We start from the raw sequence: 16,534 nt of genomic DNA, 5'->3' as shown, positions 1-16,534 counted from the left end.
TTTGCATATGCCGCGGTTAAGCTACCCCTCGATCGTTCGAGGGGGACCGATGACATGAAATTGGGATGGATCGCCGTTCTGGCGGCGCTGAGCCTGCCGTTAGGCGCGCTGGCCGAAGACAGGTGCGGCGGGGGCCGGATAACCTCTGGCGCGGCCGAGATGTTCGTGACCGTCAGGCAGTTTGGCGCCGCCCCTCCGCAAGTGACCTATGTCCATCTCGACGTCGCCAGCGCTGACAAGACCTTCGCCGCCGGGACCCATTACGAGCCCGTCGGCGACGTCCTCGGATCGCCCGTGGGCCTCTTCTTCACCGCCTACATGCCGCTGCCCGACCCCAAGGCGGCGGTTCGCGAAAACATCGCCTGGAGCTTCGATGGCGGCCCTTGGACCGTGTCGGAATATTCCGGCGAACCCCAGCGAGACTGGGGCGACCCGGCCAAGATCCGAGGGTCCGTGGACCACCGGATCGCTCGCGGCCCACGCTATCCTATCCATCCGGACCGGCTGACCGCCCTGCCCGCTGGCGTGAACATCGCGCTCAAACGGCTGGACCTCGACGGCCATGAACTGGGGTCGGGAACACTGCGCTACCCACCGCAGGCGATGGTCGATGCGCTGTTTGCGTCCACGCGCCGGGCTGCCCTGGCCGATCTCAAGCCCTGCGGGCCGCCTGTGATCATTTCCAACGTGCCGCCACCTAGGGGCTAGGCGTTACTCTCCGTCAGCGCCGCATAGACCAGCGTCCGCAATTCGCGGCGGATCGGATAGGCCGAGGACGGGATCAGCTGGGTCATGAACACCACCGCCAGATCCTCGACCGGATCGATCCAGAACGCCGTCGAGGCCATGCCGCCCCAGAAGTACTCGCCCAGCGAGCCCAGGTTCTTGGTCCGGGCCTGGTCGATGGTCATGGCGAAGCCGAGGCCGAAGCCCAGGCCTTCGAACACCGCCTCGCTGAACAGCGACTGCGACATCTGGGTCAGCTCCTTGCCGCCCGGCAGGTGGTTCATGGTCATCAGCTTGAGGGTCTTGGGGCTGACGATCCGCGCGCCGTCCAGCTCGCCGCCGTTCAGCAGCATGCGGCAGAACCGCATGTAGTCGTCGGCTGTCGAGACCAGGCCGCCGCCGCCCGACTTCACCGCCGGCTCGGACAGGTAGCGGCTGGTGGTCGGATCGTCCTGCAGCACCACCTCGCCCTTGGGGTTCAGGGTGTAGCAGGCGGTGAAGCGATCGCGCTGGTCGTCGGGCACGAAGAAGCCGGTGTCGACCATCTTCAGCGGATCGAAGATCCGTTCCTTCAGGAACGCGTCGAACGGCTGGCCGGAGATCGCCTCGACCAGGTAGCCCAGCACGTCGGTGGCCACCGAATAGTTCCAGGCCTCGCCCGGCGAGAACTCCAGCGGCACGCTCCCCAGGGTCTCGACGAACGCTTCGAGACCGCCCTCGCTGTCGACCCCGTCCAGCTTCAACTTGCGATAGGCGGCGTCGACGTTGGAGCGCTGCTGGAAGCCGTAGGTCAGGCCGGAGGTGTGGCGCAGCAGGTCGATGATCCGCATCGGCTGATCGACCGGCGTGGTCATGAAGGCGCCCGTCACCCCGGCCTGGAACACGCCGAGTTTCTTCCACGACGGGATGAACCGGTGCACCGGATCGTCCAGCGCGACCTTGCCCTCCTCGACCAGCATCATGAAGGCGATCGAGGTGATCGGCTTGGTCATCGAATAGATGCGGAACAGGCTGTCGGCCTTCAGCGGCCGCCCGCGCTCCTTGTCCGCCGAGCCCAGGATCGTCGTGTGGGCCAACTGGCCGCGACGCCAGACCTGCACCAAGGCGCAGGGCAGCTTTCCGGGCGCGATGTAGCGCTCCTGGATGAAGGCGTCGATGCGCTTCAGTCGATCCGATGACAAACCCACGGCTTCAGGCGTGCTCAAGACGATATCCCTCCTGCGGCCGGCCGCCTGAAGGATCACAGGGGCGGGCCTACTGTTCTTGGCGCGATCGAAGAGGCGGCGCGTCGAAACCCGCCCTCGCCCCGTCATGCGCATATCGATTGAAAACTAGGGAGCGGGGATGGGCAAGTCCTCGCGCGACGGGCCGTTCGCGCGTCCCCGGCCTTCGAACCACGCCGCCGCTTCAATCGCGCAACACGGCCGCAAGATTCCGGGCTCACGAAAGCGATGCGAAACGAGCCGCGCGCCTTGCTGTGAAGACAGGGCTTCCTAAATTGGACCAACGGGTCCAAGGGACGCGGGCTTCGGCCGCGAGCGAGGGGGCGACACATGGACGACGGCCGGATCGCGAGCCCCGCCACCGAGCGGTACGCGAAGAAGAAGGAAGCGATCCTCGCCGCCGCGACCGCCATCCTGAACCGCCAGGGCGTCAAGGGCATGACCCTGGCCGATGTCGCCGCCAAGGTCGGCCTGATCACCACCAGCGTCACCTACTATTATCGCAAGAAGGACGACCTGGCGGCCGCCTGCTTCATGCGCGGCCTGGAGCGTTTCGGCGCCCTGGTCGGCGAGGCGGCCAAGGCGCCGGACGCGCCCACGCGCCTGCTGGCCTTCCTGGACCTCTATCTCGACCTGAACCGCCGGGTGCGCCTGGGCGAGGCCGCGCCTCTGACCAGCTTCACCGAGATGCGGGCCCTGAAGGAGCCCCTGCGCGGCTCGGTGCAGGGCGCGTTCAACGACCTGTTCCGCCGGGTGCGCGGCTTCTTCGAAGGCCCCGAGTTCGATCACCTGGACAAGCGCGACCGCAACGCCCGCACCCACCTGCTGCTCGAGCAGGTGTTCTGGTCGGGCTCGTGGCTGCGGCGCTACGACGTCGACGACTACGGCCGGGTGCGCGACAAGATGTACGACATCCTGGTCAACGGCTTGGCGCCGAAAGGCGCGGGAGACAACGCCTGGAAGCCGCTGGTCCTGCCCGATCCGACGCCGGAGGCGCCCGAGGGCCAGGAATGGCGCGAGACCTTCCTGGTCGCCGCCACCCGGCTGATCAACCAGCGCGGCTATCGCGGTGCCTCGGTCGAGGACATCTCGGCCCAACTGAACGTCACCAAGGGCTCGTTCTATCACCACCACGAGGACAAGGACGCCCTGGTGGTCGAGTGCTTCGAGCGCACCTTCGCCGTCACCCGCAAGGCCCAGGTCGACGCCCGCGACCTGGCCGAGGACAGCTGGGAGCAGCTGTCGTCGGCGACGGCGGCCCTGGTCGCCTACCAGCTGTCGGAGCACGGTCCGCTTCTGCGCGCCTCGTCGATGGGCGCCCTGCCGATCGAGATCCGCACCGAAATGACCCAGGGCTACAACCGAGGCTCCGAACGCTTCGCGGCGATCATCTCCGACGGCGTGGCCGAGGGCTCGGTCCGGGCCGTGGACCCGATGATCGCGGCCCACATGATCAATTCGATGCTCAACGCCGCCGCCTCGCTGGGGATCTGGGTCCCCGGACTGGAGCGCGAGGAAGCCGCCCGGCTGTTCGCCCGGCCGCTGCTGACGGGGTTGTTTTCGAGGTAGGCCGGCTCCAAGAGTTGGGGACACACACTCATTCCAAGTTCTGCATCCAGCTGGACGCCGCCCGTGGCGTGAGTGTGTGTCCCCGTCCTCATCCTAGAACTTCTTCCGGACGCCCAGCTTGTAGGTGCGGCCCAGCGGATCGCCGGTGAACGGATCGTAGCCGAGGTCCAGACGGGCGTAGGACGGATCCTGGTCGAAGACGTTGGTGATCGCCGCCGTCAGGGTGGTGTCCCAGGGCAGGAACACCCGATAGGCTAGGTCGGTCAGGATCTGGGTGTCGATCGTCTTGCCGTTGGCCACCTGCACCGGCGCGCCGGAGGAGTCCTTGTAGGCCCCGGCCGCGAACGGCGCGGTGCGCTGGTCGGTGTAGCTGTCGATATAGTGGACCGTCAGGCGGACGTTGTGCGGTCCCCGGGTCCATTCGCCGAACACGTCGCCCTTCCACTGCGGGACCGGCACGGCGATGGTCTGGTAGTTCAGCAGGCCCACCGCGTCGAACGCCGGGGTGACCACCACGCCTTCGACGGTCTGGGCGTCGATCTTGTATTCGGAGATGTAGGTGGCGTTGGCGCCCAGCCGCAGGTCGCCGCCGCCCACGTCCTCGAAGATGTAGTCGGCCGAGAAGTCGATGCCCGAATTCTTGATCGACGGTCCGTTGACATAATAGGTCTTCAGGCGGGCCAGCGACGAGATCGTGCTGCAGCTGGTGGTGTAGGTGAACCGCGCCTGCAGGGCGGCGTAGGCCGGGTTTCCGCAGTTGTTGGCCCCGGTCGCGCCGTTCGGATAGAGGGCGTTGACCATCCCCGCCACCGGTTCGGCGACGATCGGCTTGTCGAAGTCGAACTGGAAGTAGTCGATGCTGGCCTTGAAGTTGCCGCTGCTGAACAGGACGCCGGCGTTATAGGTGTTGGCCTCTTCCGGCTGCAGGTTGGGATTGCCGTAGATATCGACGGCGCGGAACACGCCCAGGATGCTCTGCAGCGAGGTGATCGATGAGGTGACCAGCTGCGGGTCGGGCGGACCGCGGAAGGTCGAGCCCGCCGAGCCGCGCAGCGCCATCCACGAGGTGGCCTGCCAGCGGAGCGCGACCTTCGGGTTGAAGGTCGAGCCGGTGGCGCCGCCATAGTCCTCGTAGCGGGCGGCCAGCTGCATCTGCAGATCCTCGGTGATCGGCACCGACAGCTCGCCGAAGCCGGCCATGACGTCGCTCTGCTTGTCGGCCGGGGTGTTGACGCCCAGGAACATGAACGGGCCGTTGCGGACCGAGCCGGTGCAGGTGGTGACGCCGTAGTCGGGCGTGTTGACGCACGGATTGATCAAGGCGTTGGAGATGTCGTTGTAGTCGGACTTGAAGTAGGTGCGGCGGTACTGCACCCCGGCGGCCCAGGCGACGTCGCCGCCCGGCAGGGTGATGTTGGTCTTGCCGTTGAGGATCGCCTCGCCGACGAACAGGCGCGAGGCCTGCTTGGTGGTCAGCTTCTGGAAGAACCAGCGGGTGACTTCCTCGCTGTTGGCCAGGGCCGGGTTGTAGCCCGCATTGGCCACGCCGGTGGTGGCGTTGCCGGGGATGGCGTTGGCGAACGGATTGTAGAACAGGCAGCCGTTGACGCCGGGCACGCCCTGGATGCCCGGGGTGGCGGCGTCGGTGTCGCAACGCGGGCCGCCCAGCCCGCGCAGGGCCAGTTCGAACCGGTTGACCAGGGTGTCGTAGCCGGTGCGGATGCCGACCTCCTGCGAATAGGTCAGGGCCAGGTCCCAGCCGACGCCGTTGTCGAATTCACCGGAAAGGTCGCCCGACACCCGGTAGGCGTCATAGGCGCGCGCGCCGATCGAGGGGCCGTAACCGAAGGCGGGATTGCCGCCCAGGCCATAGGGCCGGTTGGCGGCGTTGATCGCCCCGCCCGCCAGGATCGCCGAGGGCACGGTGGTCTGGGCGCCGGTCACCAGGCTGGTGGTGACGATGGTCGGGTTGGCGGCCATGAAGGCGATCAGGCCCGGGTTGTTGGCCGGCACGTAGTAGCGGCCCGTAAGACTGGGCGCGGCGGCCACCTCGGCGGTCGGCACCGCCAGGGCCGCGTAGGACGGCGAGGTGTTCCAGTCGGGAACGTCGGTGTGGCTGTACAGGGCCTCCATGTGGAACTTGGTCTTTTCCGACAGCTCGGCGTTGACCTCGCCATAGGCCTGGATGGCGTCCTGCTTCTCGACCAGGTTGTCGAACGGCGTGTAGTGCCAGTAGCAGACCGGGGTCAGGCCGCTGAAGCCGGCGAAGCCGCCCAGCGACGAGCAGCTGGGGTCGCGGAAGCCGGTGGTCGAGGCCGCGGCCGGGATGAAGGTCGAGGGATTGCCCGCCGCCGACCAGCCCGCCTCGGGGTTGTCGAGATACGGCTTGTTGGCCCAGTCACGGTCGGCCACGCCGAGCTTCGAGCGATGCTGCCAGCCGATGGCGGCCAGGATGTTGGCCTTGTCCCAGACCTTGCCGTAGGTGACGTTCAGGCCGTAGTCGCCCTTCGAGCCGTCGATGAACCGGTAGTCGGCCCCGGCCTCCAGGCCGTTGAAGTTCTTCTTGGTGATGAAGTTGACGACGCCGGCGATGGCGTCCGAACCGTAGGTCGCCGCCGCGCCGTCCTTCAGCACCTCGATCCGGCCGATGGCGGCGGTGGGAATGATGTTGGTGTCGACGATGCCCGCGCCGGCCGCGGCCAGGGGGTTGATCGCCAGGCGCCGACCGTTCATCAGCACCAGGGTGCGCTGCGAGCCGAGGCCGCGCAGGTTGACCGAGCCCGAGCCCTCCGAGCCCTGGGCGCGGCTGTCGAACTGGTTGGTGTCGCCCAGCACGCCGTTCGAGACCGGCAAGGCCTTGAGCATTTCCACCGTCGAGGGCGAGCCCTGCTTCTGCAGGTCCTCGACGCCGATCACGTCGACGGGCAGCGAGGCGTCCTCGGGCGTGCCCCGGATGAACGATCCGGTGACGATGACTTCTTCCACCGTGGTCGGCCCCTGGTCGGCCGGTGGCCGCGTCTGGGCGTGGGCGGCGCCGACCGCCCCGCAAAAGGTGAGCGTCAGGACCGAGGCCCCGCGCAGGAACATCGCTTTGTTCATGGTCTTCCCTCCCGTGCTGCTTTTTTTGAACGCAGGTCTTTTGGGCTTCGGGAAACTCAGTCGGCGGCGCGCCTCGCTCGTGGATCGATCCGCGGGGCGGCCTTAGCCGCCGCGCCGCCCGATGCGCACGTTTCGAAAACTGAAGATGCGTGTTCGCGAGCCGACAACCGTGGGATCCCCCTAGGCCAGGTACTGGAAACGCTTGACTGAAGCCCGCCATTCCGCGCGAGCGAATGCCAGACCTTGGGAGTCGAACATCTGTTTCGATGATGCGGTATGTTTTGACGCCACGTCAACCGCGCATCGCGCCGGGGCCTCGAACGCCGCCCGACACCGCTTCGAATCCGCGCCGGCGAAATAATCGCCGCGCCGGTGTCGCAAAGCCGAAGCTTCGCTCGTCATTCCCTCGAGGCCCATGCGCGAGCGCCAGCAACGCAACGCGCGTCATCAATCGCCGGCAGGAGAAAAAGCGTTGCCGTCCCGCCCTTTCATCCCGCCGTCCTCATCCCCAATTGAACGAACGATGATCGGCGGCGTTAGTCGGGCGGCCGCCCTCTTGGGGTTCTGGCGATGAGTGTGCTGTCAGCCAGGCGCGCGGCGAGCGCTCCGAGGCGCTCAACCATATCGCTAAGTAATTTGACTATTAAGTTGCTTAGCGATATCGATCGCCGCCATGGAAACCAGCGATCCCAGTTCAGCGCAGGGGGGATGGCGCGCGTCGCACGCGCCCCGCGATCCGATCGGCCAGCGCCTGAAGACCATCTCGATGCTGACGCGCCAGATCGGCCGCAAGATCGGCGAGAGTCTGGGCGTGAACGTCACCGACATGGCCGCGCTGGAGCAGCTTCTGAACAACGGCCCGATGACGCCCGGCCAGCTGGCCGAGCATCTGAAGGTGACGACGGCCGCCGCCACCCAGATCGTCGACCGCCTGGAGCGGGCCGGCCATGTCGCGCGCCAGAGGCGGGCCCACGACCGGCGCAAGATCTGCGTCGTGCCCGTGGAGGCCTCGGTCGAGCGGGCCTTCGAGCGGCTGGCGCCGATGATCGACGGACTGGACGGCGTCATCGCCCGCCTGGACCCGGCCGAACGCCAAGTCATCGAGCGCTTTCTGGATCAGGTGGTCGACGTCTACGGCACGGTCGCCGGCCTTCCGCCGTCGTCGGGCTCCGAACCCCATTGTTGAAATAGCCACGACCGTCCTCCCCCTTCGGTCGCGCCTGCAGGTGATTATTGATGAGTGAAATCATGACCGGAGAGCGCGGGCGCCCTCGGCCGTTCCGATCCGGGGCCTCCCTTCTGGCCCTGGGTCTGGCGGGCCTGGCCCTGGCCGGCTGCGTGAACACCCCACGCCCGACGCCCGACACCCGCCTGCCGGCCGCCTACGAGGCGCCCGCCGGATCGGCCCAGGCGGACCTGGACCACTGGTGGACCAGCTTCAACGATCCGCGGCTGACCGACCTGATCGAAACGGCGCTGGATAAGGCGCCCGACGCCCGCACCGCCGCCGCGCGCCTGGAAGAAGCCCGGGCCGTCCGCAAGGGCCAGGTGCGCCAGATCTGGATCCCCGGCACGCCGCTGACCGGCAGCGCCAGCAAGACCCACACCGAAATCCTCGACAGCAGCGGCGCCGCCGGCTTCACCCAGGGCGGCGACAGCGAGAACTACGCGGCCAATTTCGATGTGTCGTGGGAGCTGGACCTGTTCGGCCGCAAGCGCGCCGGCATGAGCGTGGTCGACAACGACTTCGCCGCCGCCCGCTTCGCCTACGAAGGCGCCCGCGCCTCGCTGGCCGCCAATGTCGCCCAGTCGTATTTCGAGGCGCGCGGCCTGGCCGTCCAGCTGGACGACGCCCGCCAGACCGAGCGCATCAACGCCTCGCTGCGCGACTTCGCGACCAGGAAGGCCGACGCCGGCCTGATCGCCACCTCCGAAGCCGACCGCGCCGAGGCCGACCTGGCCGACACCCAGGCCCGGGTCGCCAACCTGGAAGCCCAGCTGGGCGCGGCGCGCCGCAGCCTGCTGATCCTGGTCGGGCGCGGCGTCGATCCCCTGGCCAGCCTGCCGGTCGAAGCCCAGCTCGACCTGGCGCCGGCCGCGCCCGCCACGATCCCCGGCGAGCTGCTGGGCCGTCGCCCGGACGTGCGCGAGGCGCAGGCGCGCCTAGCTTCCGCCTCCGGCAATCTGAAGCTCAACGAACTGGCGCTGTTGCCGACCTTCAACATCACGCCCGGCGCCGGCCTGACCAAGAGCGTCCAGCCGTCGTTCCCGTTCGCGGGCGGCGGCGGCGGTCAGACCTCGACCACCAGCTCGGCCTGGACCATCGGCGCCAATGTCTCGATCCCGGTGCTGAACATTCCCGCCCTGCTGGCCGACATCGACGCCCAGGACGCCCGCACCCAGCAGGCGGCCATCGCCTACGAGAAGGCCGTGCAGACCGCCTATGGCGAGGCCGAGAACGCCATGCTGCAACTGGCCGCCGACCAGCGCCGCGTCGCCCTGCTGACCGCCGGCGTCGCCCGGGCCGAACGCGCCTACCAGGCCAACCGCAAGGGCTACGGCCTGGGCCTGATCGACCTGACCACCACCCTGCAGGCCGAGCAGTCCTGGCGGCTGTCGCGCGCCGTCCTGACCAGCGCCCGCACCGACGCCCTGCTGCACGCCGTCCAGACCTACAAGGCGCTCGGCGGCGGCTGGTCGCCAGACGCCGTCGTCGCCCTCCAAAACGCCGCGCAAGGCGCGGCCCCGACCCAAGTTTCCTCGAAATGAGACCCTCTCCCATGACGACCCGCACCGCGCTCGCCGCCATGATCCTGATCGCCGCGACGGGCCTGACAGCCTGCGGCGAGAAGAAGGACAAACCCGCCGCCAAGGCCCCGGCCGCCGCCCTGGCCCGCACCGTCAGCGTCGGCTCCGTCGAGACCCGGCCGCTGGGCGGCGGGGTCGAGGCCTCGGGCCTGCTGGTCTCGCGCGAGGAGGCCGCGGTCGGCTCGGAGCTCAGCGGCTACCGTGTCGCCCGCCTCTACGCCGACGAGGGCGACTGGGTGAGGGCCGGCCAGCCCCTGGCCCAGCTGGACGACACCCTGCTGCGGGCCCAGGTCGAACAGCAGGCGGCCGTCACCGCCCAGGCCGACGCCGAGGCCCGCCGCGTCGCCGGCCTGGACGGCCAGGGCGTGATCAGCCAGGAGCAGATCGAGACCCGCCGCTATCAGGCCAAGGCCCAGGAAGCGGCCTTGAAGGAGCTGCGCACCCGGGTCTCGCGGATGACCATCACCGCGCCGGTCAGCGGCCTGGTCCTGCAGCGCGGCGTTCAGCCGGGCCAGATCGCCGGCGGCGGGACCACGCCGTGGTTCACCATCGCCCGCGACGGCCTGGTCGAGCTGGACGCCGAGGTCAACGAGGCCGACCTGGCGGGCGTTCGCGCCGGCCAGCCGGCCCAGGTCAGCCTGCCAGGCGGCCAGTCGGTGTCGGGCGTCGTGCGCCTGGTCAGTCCCCGGGTCGACAGCGCCACCCGGCTGGGGAAGGTGCGCGTGCGCCTGCCCGTCCGTCCCGACCTGCGCCCCGGCGGCTTCGGCCGCGCCACCTTCGGCGCCTCGGGCGCGGCGGTGACCGCCATTCCGGAGGCGGCGATCCGCTATGAGGCCGACGGCCTGTTCGTCATGACCATCGACAGCAATAACCGCGCCCACCAGGTGGCCGTGAAGGTCGGCCAGAAGGGCGGGGGCTGGGCTCAGCTGGTCCAGGGTCCGCCGGCCGGGACCCGCGTGGTGCTGGGCGGCGCGTCGTTCGTCGCCGACGGCGACGTGATCCGTCCGGCGACCACGACCCAACAGGCGGTGCGCTGATGGCCGGCGAGCAAAAGACGGGCGAGCTGCGCATCTCCGCCTGGGCGATCAAGAATCCGATCCCCGTCGCGGTCCTGTTCATCGCCCTGATCATCGCCGGGATCGGCTGCTACATGGGCCTGCCCATCAAGCAGTTCCCCAACGTCGAATTCCCCGCCGTGACCGTCACGGTCACCCAGAGCGGCGCCGCGCCCGGCGAGATGGAGACCCAGGTCACCCGCCCCATCGAGGACGCGGTGGCCAGCATCTCCAACGTCAAGACCATCCGCTCGTCGGTGGTCCAGGGCGCCTCGACAACCACGATCGAGTTCAACCTCGGCGAGGACCTGCAGAAGGTCACCGACGAGGTGCGCTCCAAGGTCGACCAGACCCGCTCGCTGCTGCCCCGCGAGGTCGACGAGCCGATCGTCCAGCGCCTGGAGATCACCAGCGCTCCGATCATCACCTACGCCGTCTCGGCCCCGAACATGAGCGCGACCGAGCTGTCGTGGTTCATCGACGACACCGTCACCCGCGCCCTGCAGGGCGAAAAGGGCGTGGCCCAGGTCGCCCGGGTCGGCGGCGTGGATCGCGAGATCAACGTGATCATCGATCCCGACCGCATGGCCAGCTTCGGCGTCACCGCGCCCCAGCTGAACCAGGCCCTGGCCAGCTTCAGCGTCGACGCCCCCGGCGGCCGCGCTAGGATCGGCGGTCGCGAGCAGACCCTGCGCGTGCTGGGCGCGGCCACCACGGTCGAGCAGCTTCGCAACATCACCATCCCGATCGCCGGCGGCCGCTATGTGCGGCTGACCGACGTGGCCCAGGTCGGCCAGGGCTCGGAAGAGGAGCGCGGCTTCGCCCGCCTCGACGGCAAGCCCGTGGTCGCGTTCCAGGTGATGAAGACCCGCGACTCCAGCGACGTCGCCGTCGAGGACCGCGTCAAGGCGGCCGTCGACAAGCTGGAGGCCAAGCAGCCGGGCGTCACCTTCGTGAAGATCTTTTCGACCGTCGACGAGACCCGCGCCAGCTTCACGGCGACCGAACACACCCTGCTGGAAGGCATGCTGCTGGCCTCGCTGGTGGTGTTCCTGTTCCTGCGCGAATGGCGGGCCACCCTGATCACCGCCATCGCCATGCCGGTGTCGCTGATCCCCACCTTCGCCTTCATGTCGGTCATGGGCTTCTCGCTCAACGTCGTGACCCTGCTGGCCCTGACCCTGGTCATCGGCATCCTGGTCGACGACGCCGTGGTCGAGATCGAGAACATCGAAAAGCGCGTCTCGCGCGGGCAGAGGCCGTTCCAGGCGGCGATGGAGGGCGCGGACTCCATCGGCCTGGCCGTCGTGGCCACCACCTTCACCATCGTGGCGGTGTTCGTGCCGGTGTCCTACATGCCCGGCACGCCCGGCCAGTTCTTCAAGGAGTTCGGCCTGACCGTCGCCATGGCGGTGCTGTTCTCGCTGGTCGTGGCCCGCCTGCTGACCCCGCTGCTGGCCGCCTACTTCCTGAAGCCGGCCAAGAACCCGCATCCGCGCCGCGACTTCACGGGCTTCTATCGCGGCGTGCTGGACTGGTCGCTGGACCACCGGATCCTCAGCCTGATCATCGGCACGGTGATCCTGATCGGCTCGTTCGCCCTGGTGAAGTTCATTCCCACCGCCTTTCAGCCGGCCGGCAACGCCAATTACTACTATCTCAAGGTCCAGGGCCCGCCCGGGGCGACCACGGCCGACATGGAGCGCACCGTCCAGGCCGTGACCGCCATGTTCCGCAAGCGCCCCGAGACGGCGCACGTCTTCGCCCAGGTCGGTTCGAACATCGGCAGCGGTTGGGGCGGCCAGAGCGCCGCCGACATCCGCGACGCCACGGTCACCATCGTGCTGAACGGCAAGCGCGACCTGCGCGTGACGGAGATCAAGCAGGTGGTCCGCGACGGCCTGCACGACATCCCCGACGCCCGGGTCAACCTGCTGGGCGACTGGGGCACGTCCGAGGTTCAGACCATCCTGATCTCCGACGACGGCCCGCTGCTGGAACGCACCGCCGCCCAGATCGAGCGCGAGATGCAAAAGCTGAGCACGGTGGCCGATCCGCGTCCGTCGTCGCCGCCCAGCGGCCCCGAAATCGTCATCCGGCCCAAGCCCGACGAGGCCGCCCGCCTCGGCGTCAACGCCGCCGACATCGCCGCCATCGCCCGCGTGGCCACGGTCGGCGACATCGACGCCAACGTCGCCAAGATGACCCAGGGCGAGCGGCGGATTCCGATCCGGGTGCGCCTGCCGGCCGAGACCCGCGCCGACCTCGAGGCCCTGGGCGCCCTGCGCATTCCAACGGCCAACGGCGGCACGACCCGGCTCGACACCGTCGCCGACCTGTCGTTTCAGGCCGGCCCGGCCAAGATCGACCGCTTCGCCCGCAAGCGGCAGGTGACCATCGAGGCCGACCTCAACAACGGCGCCCAGCTGGGTCAGGCGATGAGCGACGTCGGCAATCTGCCGACCATGAAGAACCTGCCGCCCAGCGTCGGACCGGCCACGGCCGGCGACCAGGAAGCGTTCGTGGAGCTGTTCACCGGCTTCGCCGTCGCCCTGCTCTCGGCGGTCGGCCTGGTGTTCGGCGTGCTGGTGCTGCTGTTCCGCAGCTTCTTCAAGCCGATCACCATCCTGTCGGCCCTGCCCCTGGCGATCGGCGGGGCGTTCCTGGCCCTGCTGGTCACCGGCCAGTCGCTGTCGATGCCGTCCCTGATCGGCTTCCTGATGCTGATGGGCCTGGCGGCCAAGAACTCGATCCTGCTGGTCGAGTACGCGATCGAGCAGGAGCGGTCCGGCATGAGCCAGCGCGAGGCGATCCTCGACGCCTGCCACGAGCGGGCCCGACCGATCATCATGACCACCCTGGCGATGATGGCCGGCATGGCGCCCACGGCCCTGGGCATCGGCACCGGTTCGGAATTCCGCCAGCCGATGGCCGTGGCGGTGATCGGCGGGCTGATCACCTCGACCGTGCTGTCCCTGGTGCTGGTGCCGGTGGTCTACGAGATCGTCGACGACATCGAGCGCTGGCTGACCCCCAAGCTCTCGCGGATGACCACGCCGCGCGAGGCCGATGGGGCGGCCCTGTCGCCGGTCGACCGGCTGTGAGCGTCCACCTGTGAACGGGGGCGTCGTCCGTCCGTTCGCGGCGGGCGACGCCGCCGCCGTGCTGGCGCTGATCCTGTCGATCCAGCGCGGCGAGTTCGGCCTGGCTGTCACCGCCGACGACCAGCCGGACCTGGCCGACGTGCCCGGCTTCTATCAGACCGGCGCGGGTCGGTTCTGGGTGGCCGAACGCGAGGGCGCGGTCGTCGGCACGATCGGGCTCAGGGACATCGGCGCCCAAGCGAACGGGCGGCGAGCCGTGGCCTTGCGCAAGATGTTCGTCGGCCCGGAGGCGCGCGGCGCCCTGGGCGTCGCGGGGCCGCTGCTGGCGACGGCGATCGGCCATGCCCGGGCCCGCGACGTGGCCGAGATCTATCTGGGGACGACCGACCGGTTCCTGGCCGCGCACCGGTTCTACGAGAAGCACGGCTTTGCCCGCATCGCGCCCGAAGCCCTGCCCCCGACCTTTCCGCGCATGGCCGTGGACAGCGTCTTCTATCGTCTGACGCTCTAGAGTCTTTCCCGACCTGATTGCATCAGGCCGGGGCTCTAGATCTTTTGTTTTGACGCATTTTCTTCACGCGAACCGGAATCCACTTCGCTTGAAAATGCTCTAGTCGAGCAGCGAGCTGACCGCCGGGGCGCCGACGGCCTTGCCGCTGATCGGCTCGCACCAGGCGAAGCGTCCGTTCAGCCCGTCGGCGCGCCGCGCCGCCAGGCCGTTCTCGTACATCTCCTGGCCCAGGTCGACGCCGTCCAGTTTCACGATCGCCAACCGGCGATGGAATTCGTCGAAGCCCGCGGCAGGCTCGACGGCGATCTCGCGGGCGTCTCTCATCTTCGCCCGCACCCAGGCCAGCGTGGTCTGGGCCGCCGTGGCCTCGGCCCAGCACCGGGCGTCGGGCACGCCCTGCGGCCCATAGGCGTTGGCCAGGCGCAGGTGCTGGCCGTCGACCACCATGGCGTCGGCGCTCAGCACCCGCACGCGGTCGCCCAGGCCGGGCGGCGGCAGGGGGATGGACGACGGCGGGTCGGGCGTCTTCTGGCAGGCGGCCAGGACGAGCGCGAGCGCCAGGACAGGAAGGTAGGTGCGGACCAAGAGATCACCCCGATTTCACCGTCAGGGTAACGCGTCCTCTCGGAAACGGGAACCGGCGCCCGTTCGCCGGCCCGCGGCGCAGGTCGGGCGGCCCACCGGATGCGGAGCCACGCGTGCAGGCGGGCGAGATCAGGTCGTCATGCCGTGGGCCCCTGACAATCCAGATCAGGTGCGCCTTTCCGGGCCGATCAGAGCCTAGGCGTCGGGATCCTGATCCTCGGCCTCGGTGGGCGCCTCAGAGGCCGCGATCATGGCCATGAATTCAGCCTCGGCCCTGGCCAGGGCTTCCTGAGCGGCGGGCGTGGCGTTCAGAGGACCTCCGATGAGATTGTGCAGGGGCAGGCCCCTGAACTGGTCGTTCGGCGATCTGTTGCGCGTCATCTTACATCCTCCGCCCGGCTCGGTCGGGACGAACCCCATGACAAGCACTATCGGATCTTCCGGTCCGATGATCGAGCCCCCCAAAAGCAAAAGGCCCCGGAGTTTCCTCCGGGGCCTTCGCATTGTCAGCCGAAGCTAAGGATCTTCGAGGTTACTCGACGATCTTGGCCACGACGCCGGCGCCGACCGTGCGGCCGCCTTCGCGGATGGCGAAGCGCAGGCCTTGGTCCATGGCGATCGGGGTGATCAGCTCGACGTCCAGCTCGGCGTTGTCGCCCGGCATGATCNGTGCGGCCGCCTTCGCGGATGGCGAAGCGCAGGCCTTGGTCCATGGCGATCGGGGTGATCAGCTCGACGTCCAGCTCGGCGTTGTCGCCCGGCATGATCATTTCCACGCCTTCGCGCAGCTTGATGATCCCGGTCACGTCCGTGGTGCGGAAGTAGAACTGCGGACGGTAGTTGGTGAAGAACGGGGTGTGACGGCCGCCTTCTTCCTTGGTCAGGATGTAGGCCTCGGCCACGAACTTGGTGTGCGGGGTGATCGARCCGGGCTTGCACAGCACTTGGCCGCGCTCGACGTCTTCACGCTTGGTGCCGCGCAGCAGCACGCCGACGTTGTCGCCGGCCTGGCCCTGGTCCAGCAGCTTGCGGAACATTTCCACGCCCGTGCAGGTGGTCTTCTGGACCGGACGGATGCCGACGATCTCGACTTCCTCGCCGACCTTGACGATGCCCTTTTCGACGCGGCCGGTGACCACGGTGCCGCGGCCCGAGATCGAGAACACGTCYTCGACCGGCATCAGGAACGGCAGGTCCAGCGGACGGGCCGGTTGCGGGATGTACTCGTCGACCGTCTTCATCAGCGCCAGGATCGACTCTTCGCCGATCTTCGGGTCGCCGCCGTCGATGGCCACCTTGGCCGAGCCCTTGGTGATCGGAATGTCGTCGCCCGGGAAGTCGTACGAGCTGAGCAGCTCGCGCACTTCCATCTCGACCAGTTCCAGCAGCTCTTCGTCGTCGACCAGGTCGACCTTGTTCATGTAGACGACCAGGGCCGGCACGCCGACCTGACGGGCCAGCAGGATGTGCTCGCGGGTCTGGGGCATCGGGCCGTCGGCGGCCGAAACCACCAGGATCGCGCCGTCCATCTGCGCMGCGCCSGTGATCATGTTCTTCACATAGTCGGCGTGGCCGGGGCAGTCGACGTGGGCGTAGTGACGGGCCGCCGTCTCATATTCCACGTGCGCGGTGTTGATCGTGATGCCGCGGGCCTTTTCTTCCGGCGCGGCGTCGATGTCGGCGTAGTTCTTCGCCGTCGCGCCGCCGGTCTTGGCCAGAATGATGGTGATCGCCGCCGTCAACGTCGTCTTGCCATGGTCAACGTGACCAATCGTGCCGATGTTGCAGTGCGGCTTGTTACGTTCGAACTTTTCCTTGGCCATTTTCTTAGGTTCCGGGCGTCTTGACGGCCAG

The 16,534-nt window shown here is 68.5% G+C and carries 13 protein-coding genes; 7 read left to right on the top strand and 6 right to left on the bottom strand.

Translation table 11 applies throughout. From position 1 onward, the window contains the following. Positions 1-54: 54 nt before the first annotated feature. On the top strand, positions 55-708 hold the full coding sequence (locus ASD21_RS07420; RefSeq protein WP_056438948.1) for a hypothetical protein: 654 nt from the start codon (positions 55-57) through the stop codon (positions 706-708). On the opposite strand, the gene ASD21_RS07415 is transcribed toward ASD21_RS07420, so the two are convergent. Beyond that, the gene (locus ASD21_RS07415; RefSeq protein ID WP_056438945.1) at positions 705-1,931 is read right to left on the bottom strand and encodes a serine hydrolase domain-containing protein; all 1,227 of its coding nucleotides are present in this window, start codon (positions 1,929-1,931) and stop codon (positions 705-707) included. The genes ASD21_RS07420 and ASD21_RS07415 overlap by 4 nt on opposite strands. Before the next feature lie 348 nt (positions 1,932-2,279). Between ASD21_RS07415 and ASD21_RS07410 the strand changes: the two genes are divergently transcribed. After that, positions 2,280-3,518, top strand: a complete 1,239-nt coding sequence (locus tag ASD21_RS07410) for a TetR/AcrR family transcriptional regulator (RefSeq protein WP_056438943.1) — start codon at positions 2,280-2,282, stop codon at positions 3,516-3,518. A 93-nt stretch (positions 3,519-3,611) separates the two neighbouring features. Here ASD21_RS07410 and ASD21_RS07405 read toward each other — a convergent pair whose 3' ends face one another. Beyond that, a complete protein-coding gene (locus ASD21_RS07405; RefSeq protein WP_056438939.1) occupies positions 3,612-6,617 on the bottom strand; it encodes a TonB-dependent receptor in 3,006 nt (1,001 codons plus the stop codon). Positions 6,618-7,290: 673 nt separating this feature from the next. On the opposite strand from ASD21_RS07405, the gene ASD21_RS07400 reads away from it, so the two are divergent. The 5 genes from ASD21_RS07400 to ASD21_RS07380 all read left to right on the top strand — a co-directional run bounded on the left by ASD21_RS07400 (position 7,291) and on the right by ASD21_RS07380 (position 14,095). Continuing rightward, positions 7,291-7,803 carry a MarR family winged helix-turn-helix transcriptional regulator gene (locus ASD21_RS07400; protein ID WP_056438936.1) on the top strand — a complete coding sequence of 171 codons (513 nt, stop codon included), beginning with the start codon at positions 7,291-7,293 and terminating at the stop codon, positions 7,801-7,803. Positions 7,804-7,865: 62 nt separating this feature from the next. After that, positions 7,866-9,386, top strand: coding sequence for an efflux transporter outer membrane subunit (locus ASD21_RS07395; protein ID WP_056438933.1), 1,521 nt, complete (start codon positions 7,866-7,868; stop codon positions 9,384-9,386). Beyond that, the gene (locus ASD21_RS07390; RefSeq protein WP_082554670.1) at positions 9,383-10,462 is read left to right on the top strand and encodes an efflux RND transporter periplasmic adaptor subunit; all 1,080 of its coding nucleotides are present in this window, start codon (positions 9,383-9,385) and stop codon (positions 10,460-10,462) included. Before ASD21_RS07395 ends, ASD21_RS07390 begins: the two co-directional genes overlap by 4 nt. Beyond that, positions 10,462-13,584, top strand: coding sequence for an efflux RND transporter permease subunit (locus ASD21_RS07385; RefSeq protein WP_056438927.1), 3,123 nt, complete (start codon positions 10,462-10,464; stop codon positions 13,582-13,584). The genes ASD21_RS07390 and ASD21_RS07385 overlap by 1 nt, the downstream gene beginning before the upstream one ends. A 10-nt stretch (positions 13,585-13,594) precedes the next feature. Next, entirely contained in the window at positions 13,595-14,095 is a 501-nt protein-coding gene (locus ASD21_RS07380) for a GNAT family N-acetyltransferase (RefSeq protein ID WP_235524854.1), read from the top strand. A gap of 99 nt (positions 14,096-14,194) precedes the next feature. On the opposite strand, the gene ASD21_RS07375 is transcribed toward ASD21_RS07380, so the two are convergent. From ASD21_RS07375 to tuf, 4 genes are all read right to left on the bottom strand, one after another. Further along, entirely contained in the window at positions 14,195-14,680 is a 486-nt protein-coding gene (locus ASD21_RS07375; RefSeq protein WP_056438921.1) for a hypothetical protein, read from the bottom strand. A 195-nt stretch (positions 14,681-14,875) separates the two neighbouring features. Further along, positions 14,876-15,061: a hypothetical protein gene (locus ASD21_RS07370; protein ID WP_056438918.1), complete on the bottom strand. Its 186-nt coding sequence runs from the start codon at positions 15,059-15,061 to the stop codon at positions 14,876-14,878. Between the two features lie 151 nt (positions 15,062-15,212). Further along, the gene (locus tag ASD21_RS25215; RefSeq protein ID WP_442856955.1) at positions 15,213-15,308 is read right to left on the bottom strand and encodes a hypothetical protein; all 96 of its coding nucleotides are present in this window, start codon (positions 15,306-15,308) and stop codon (positions 15,213-15,215) included. 41 nt (positions 15,309-15,349) lie between these two features. Beyond that, the coding region (gene tuf, locus ASD21_RS07365) for an elongation factor Tu (protein ID WP_056459622.1) at positions 15,350-16,503 on the bottom strand (1,154 nt) is incomplete at its 3' end. Positions 16,504-16,534: the final 31 nt, after the last annotated feature.

Source organism: Caulobacter sp. Root1455 (assembly GCF_001426905.1).
In the GTDB taxonomy this organism is placed as follows: Bacteria; Pseudomonadota; Alphaproteobacteria; order Caulobacterales; family Caulobacteraceae; genus Caulobacter.
Note: the sequence above shows the minus strand (reverse complement) of the source record. Positions and strands in the feature narration are given on the sequence as shown.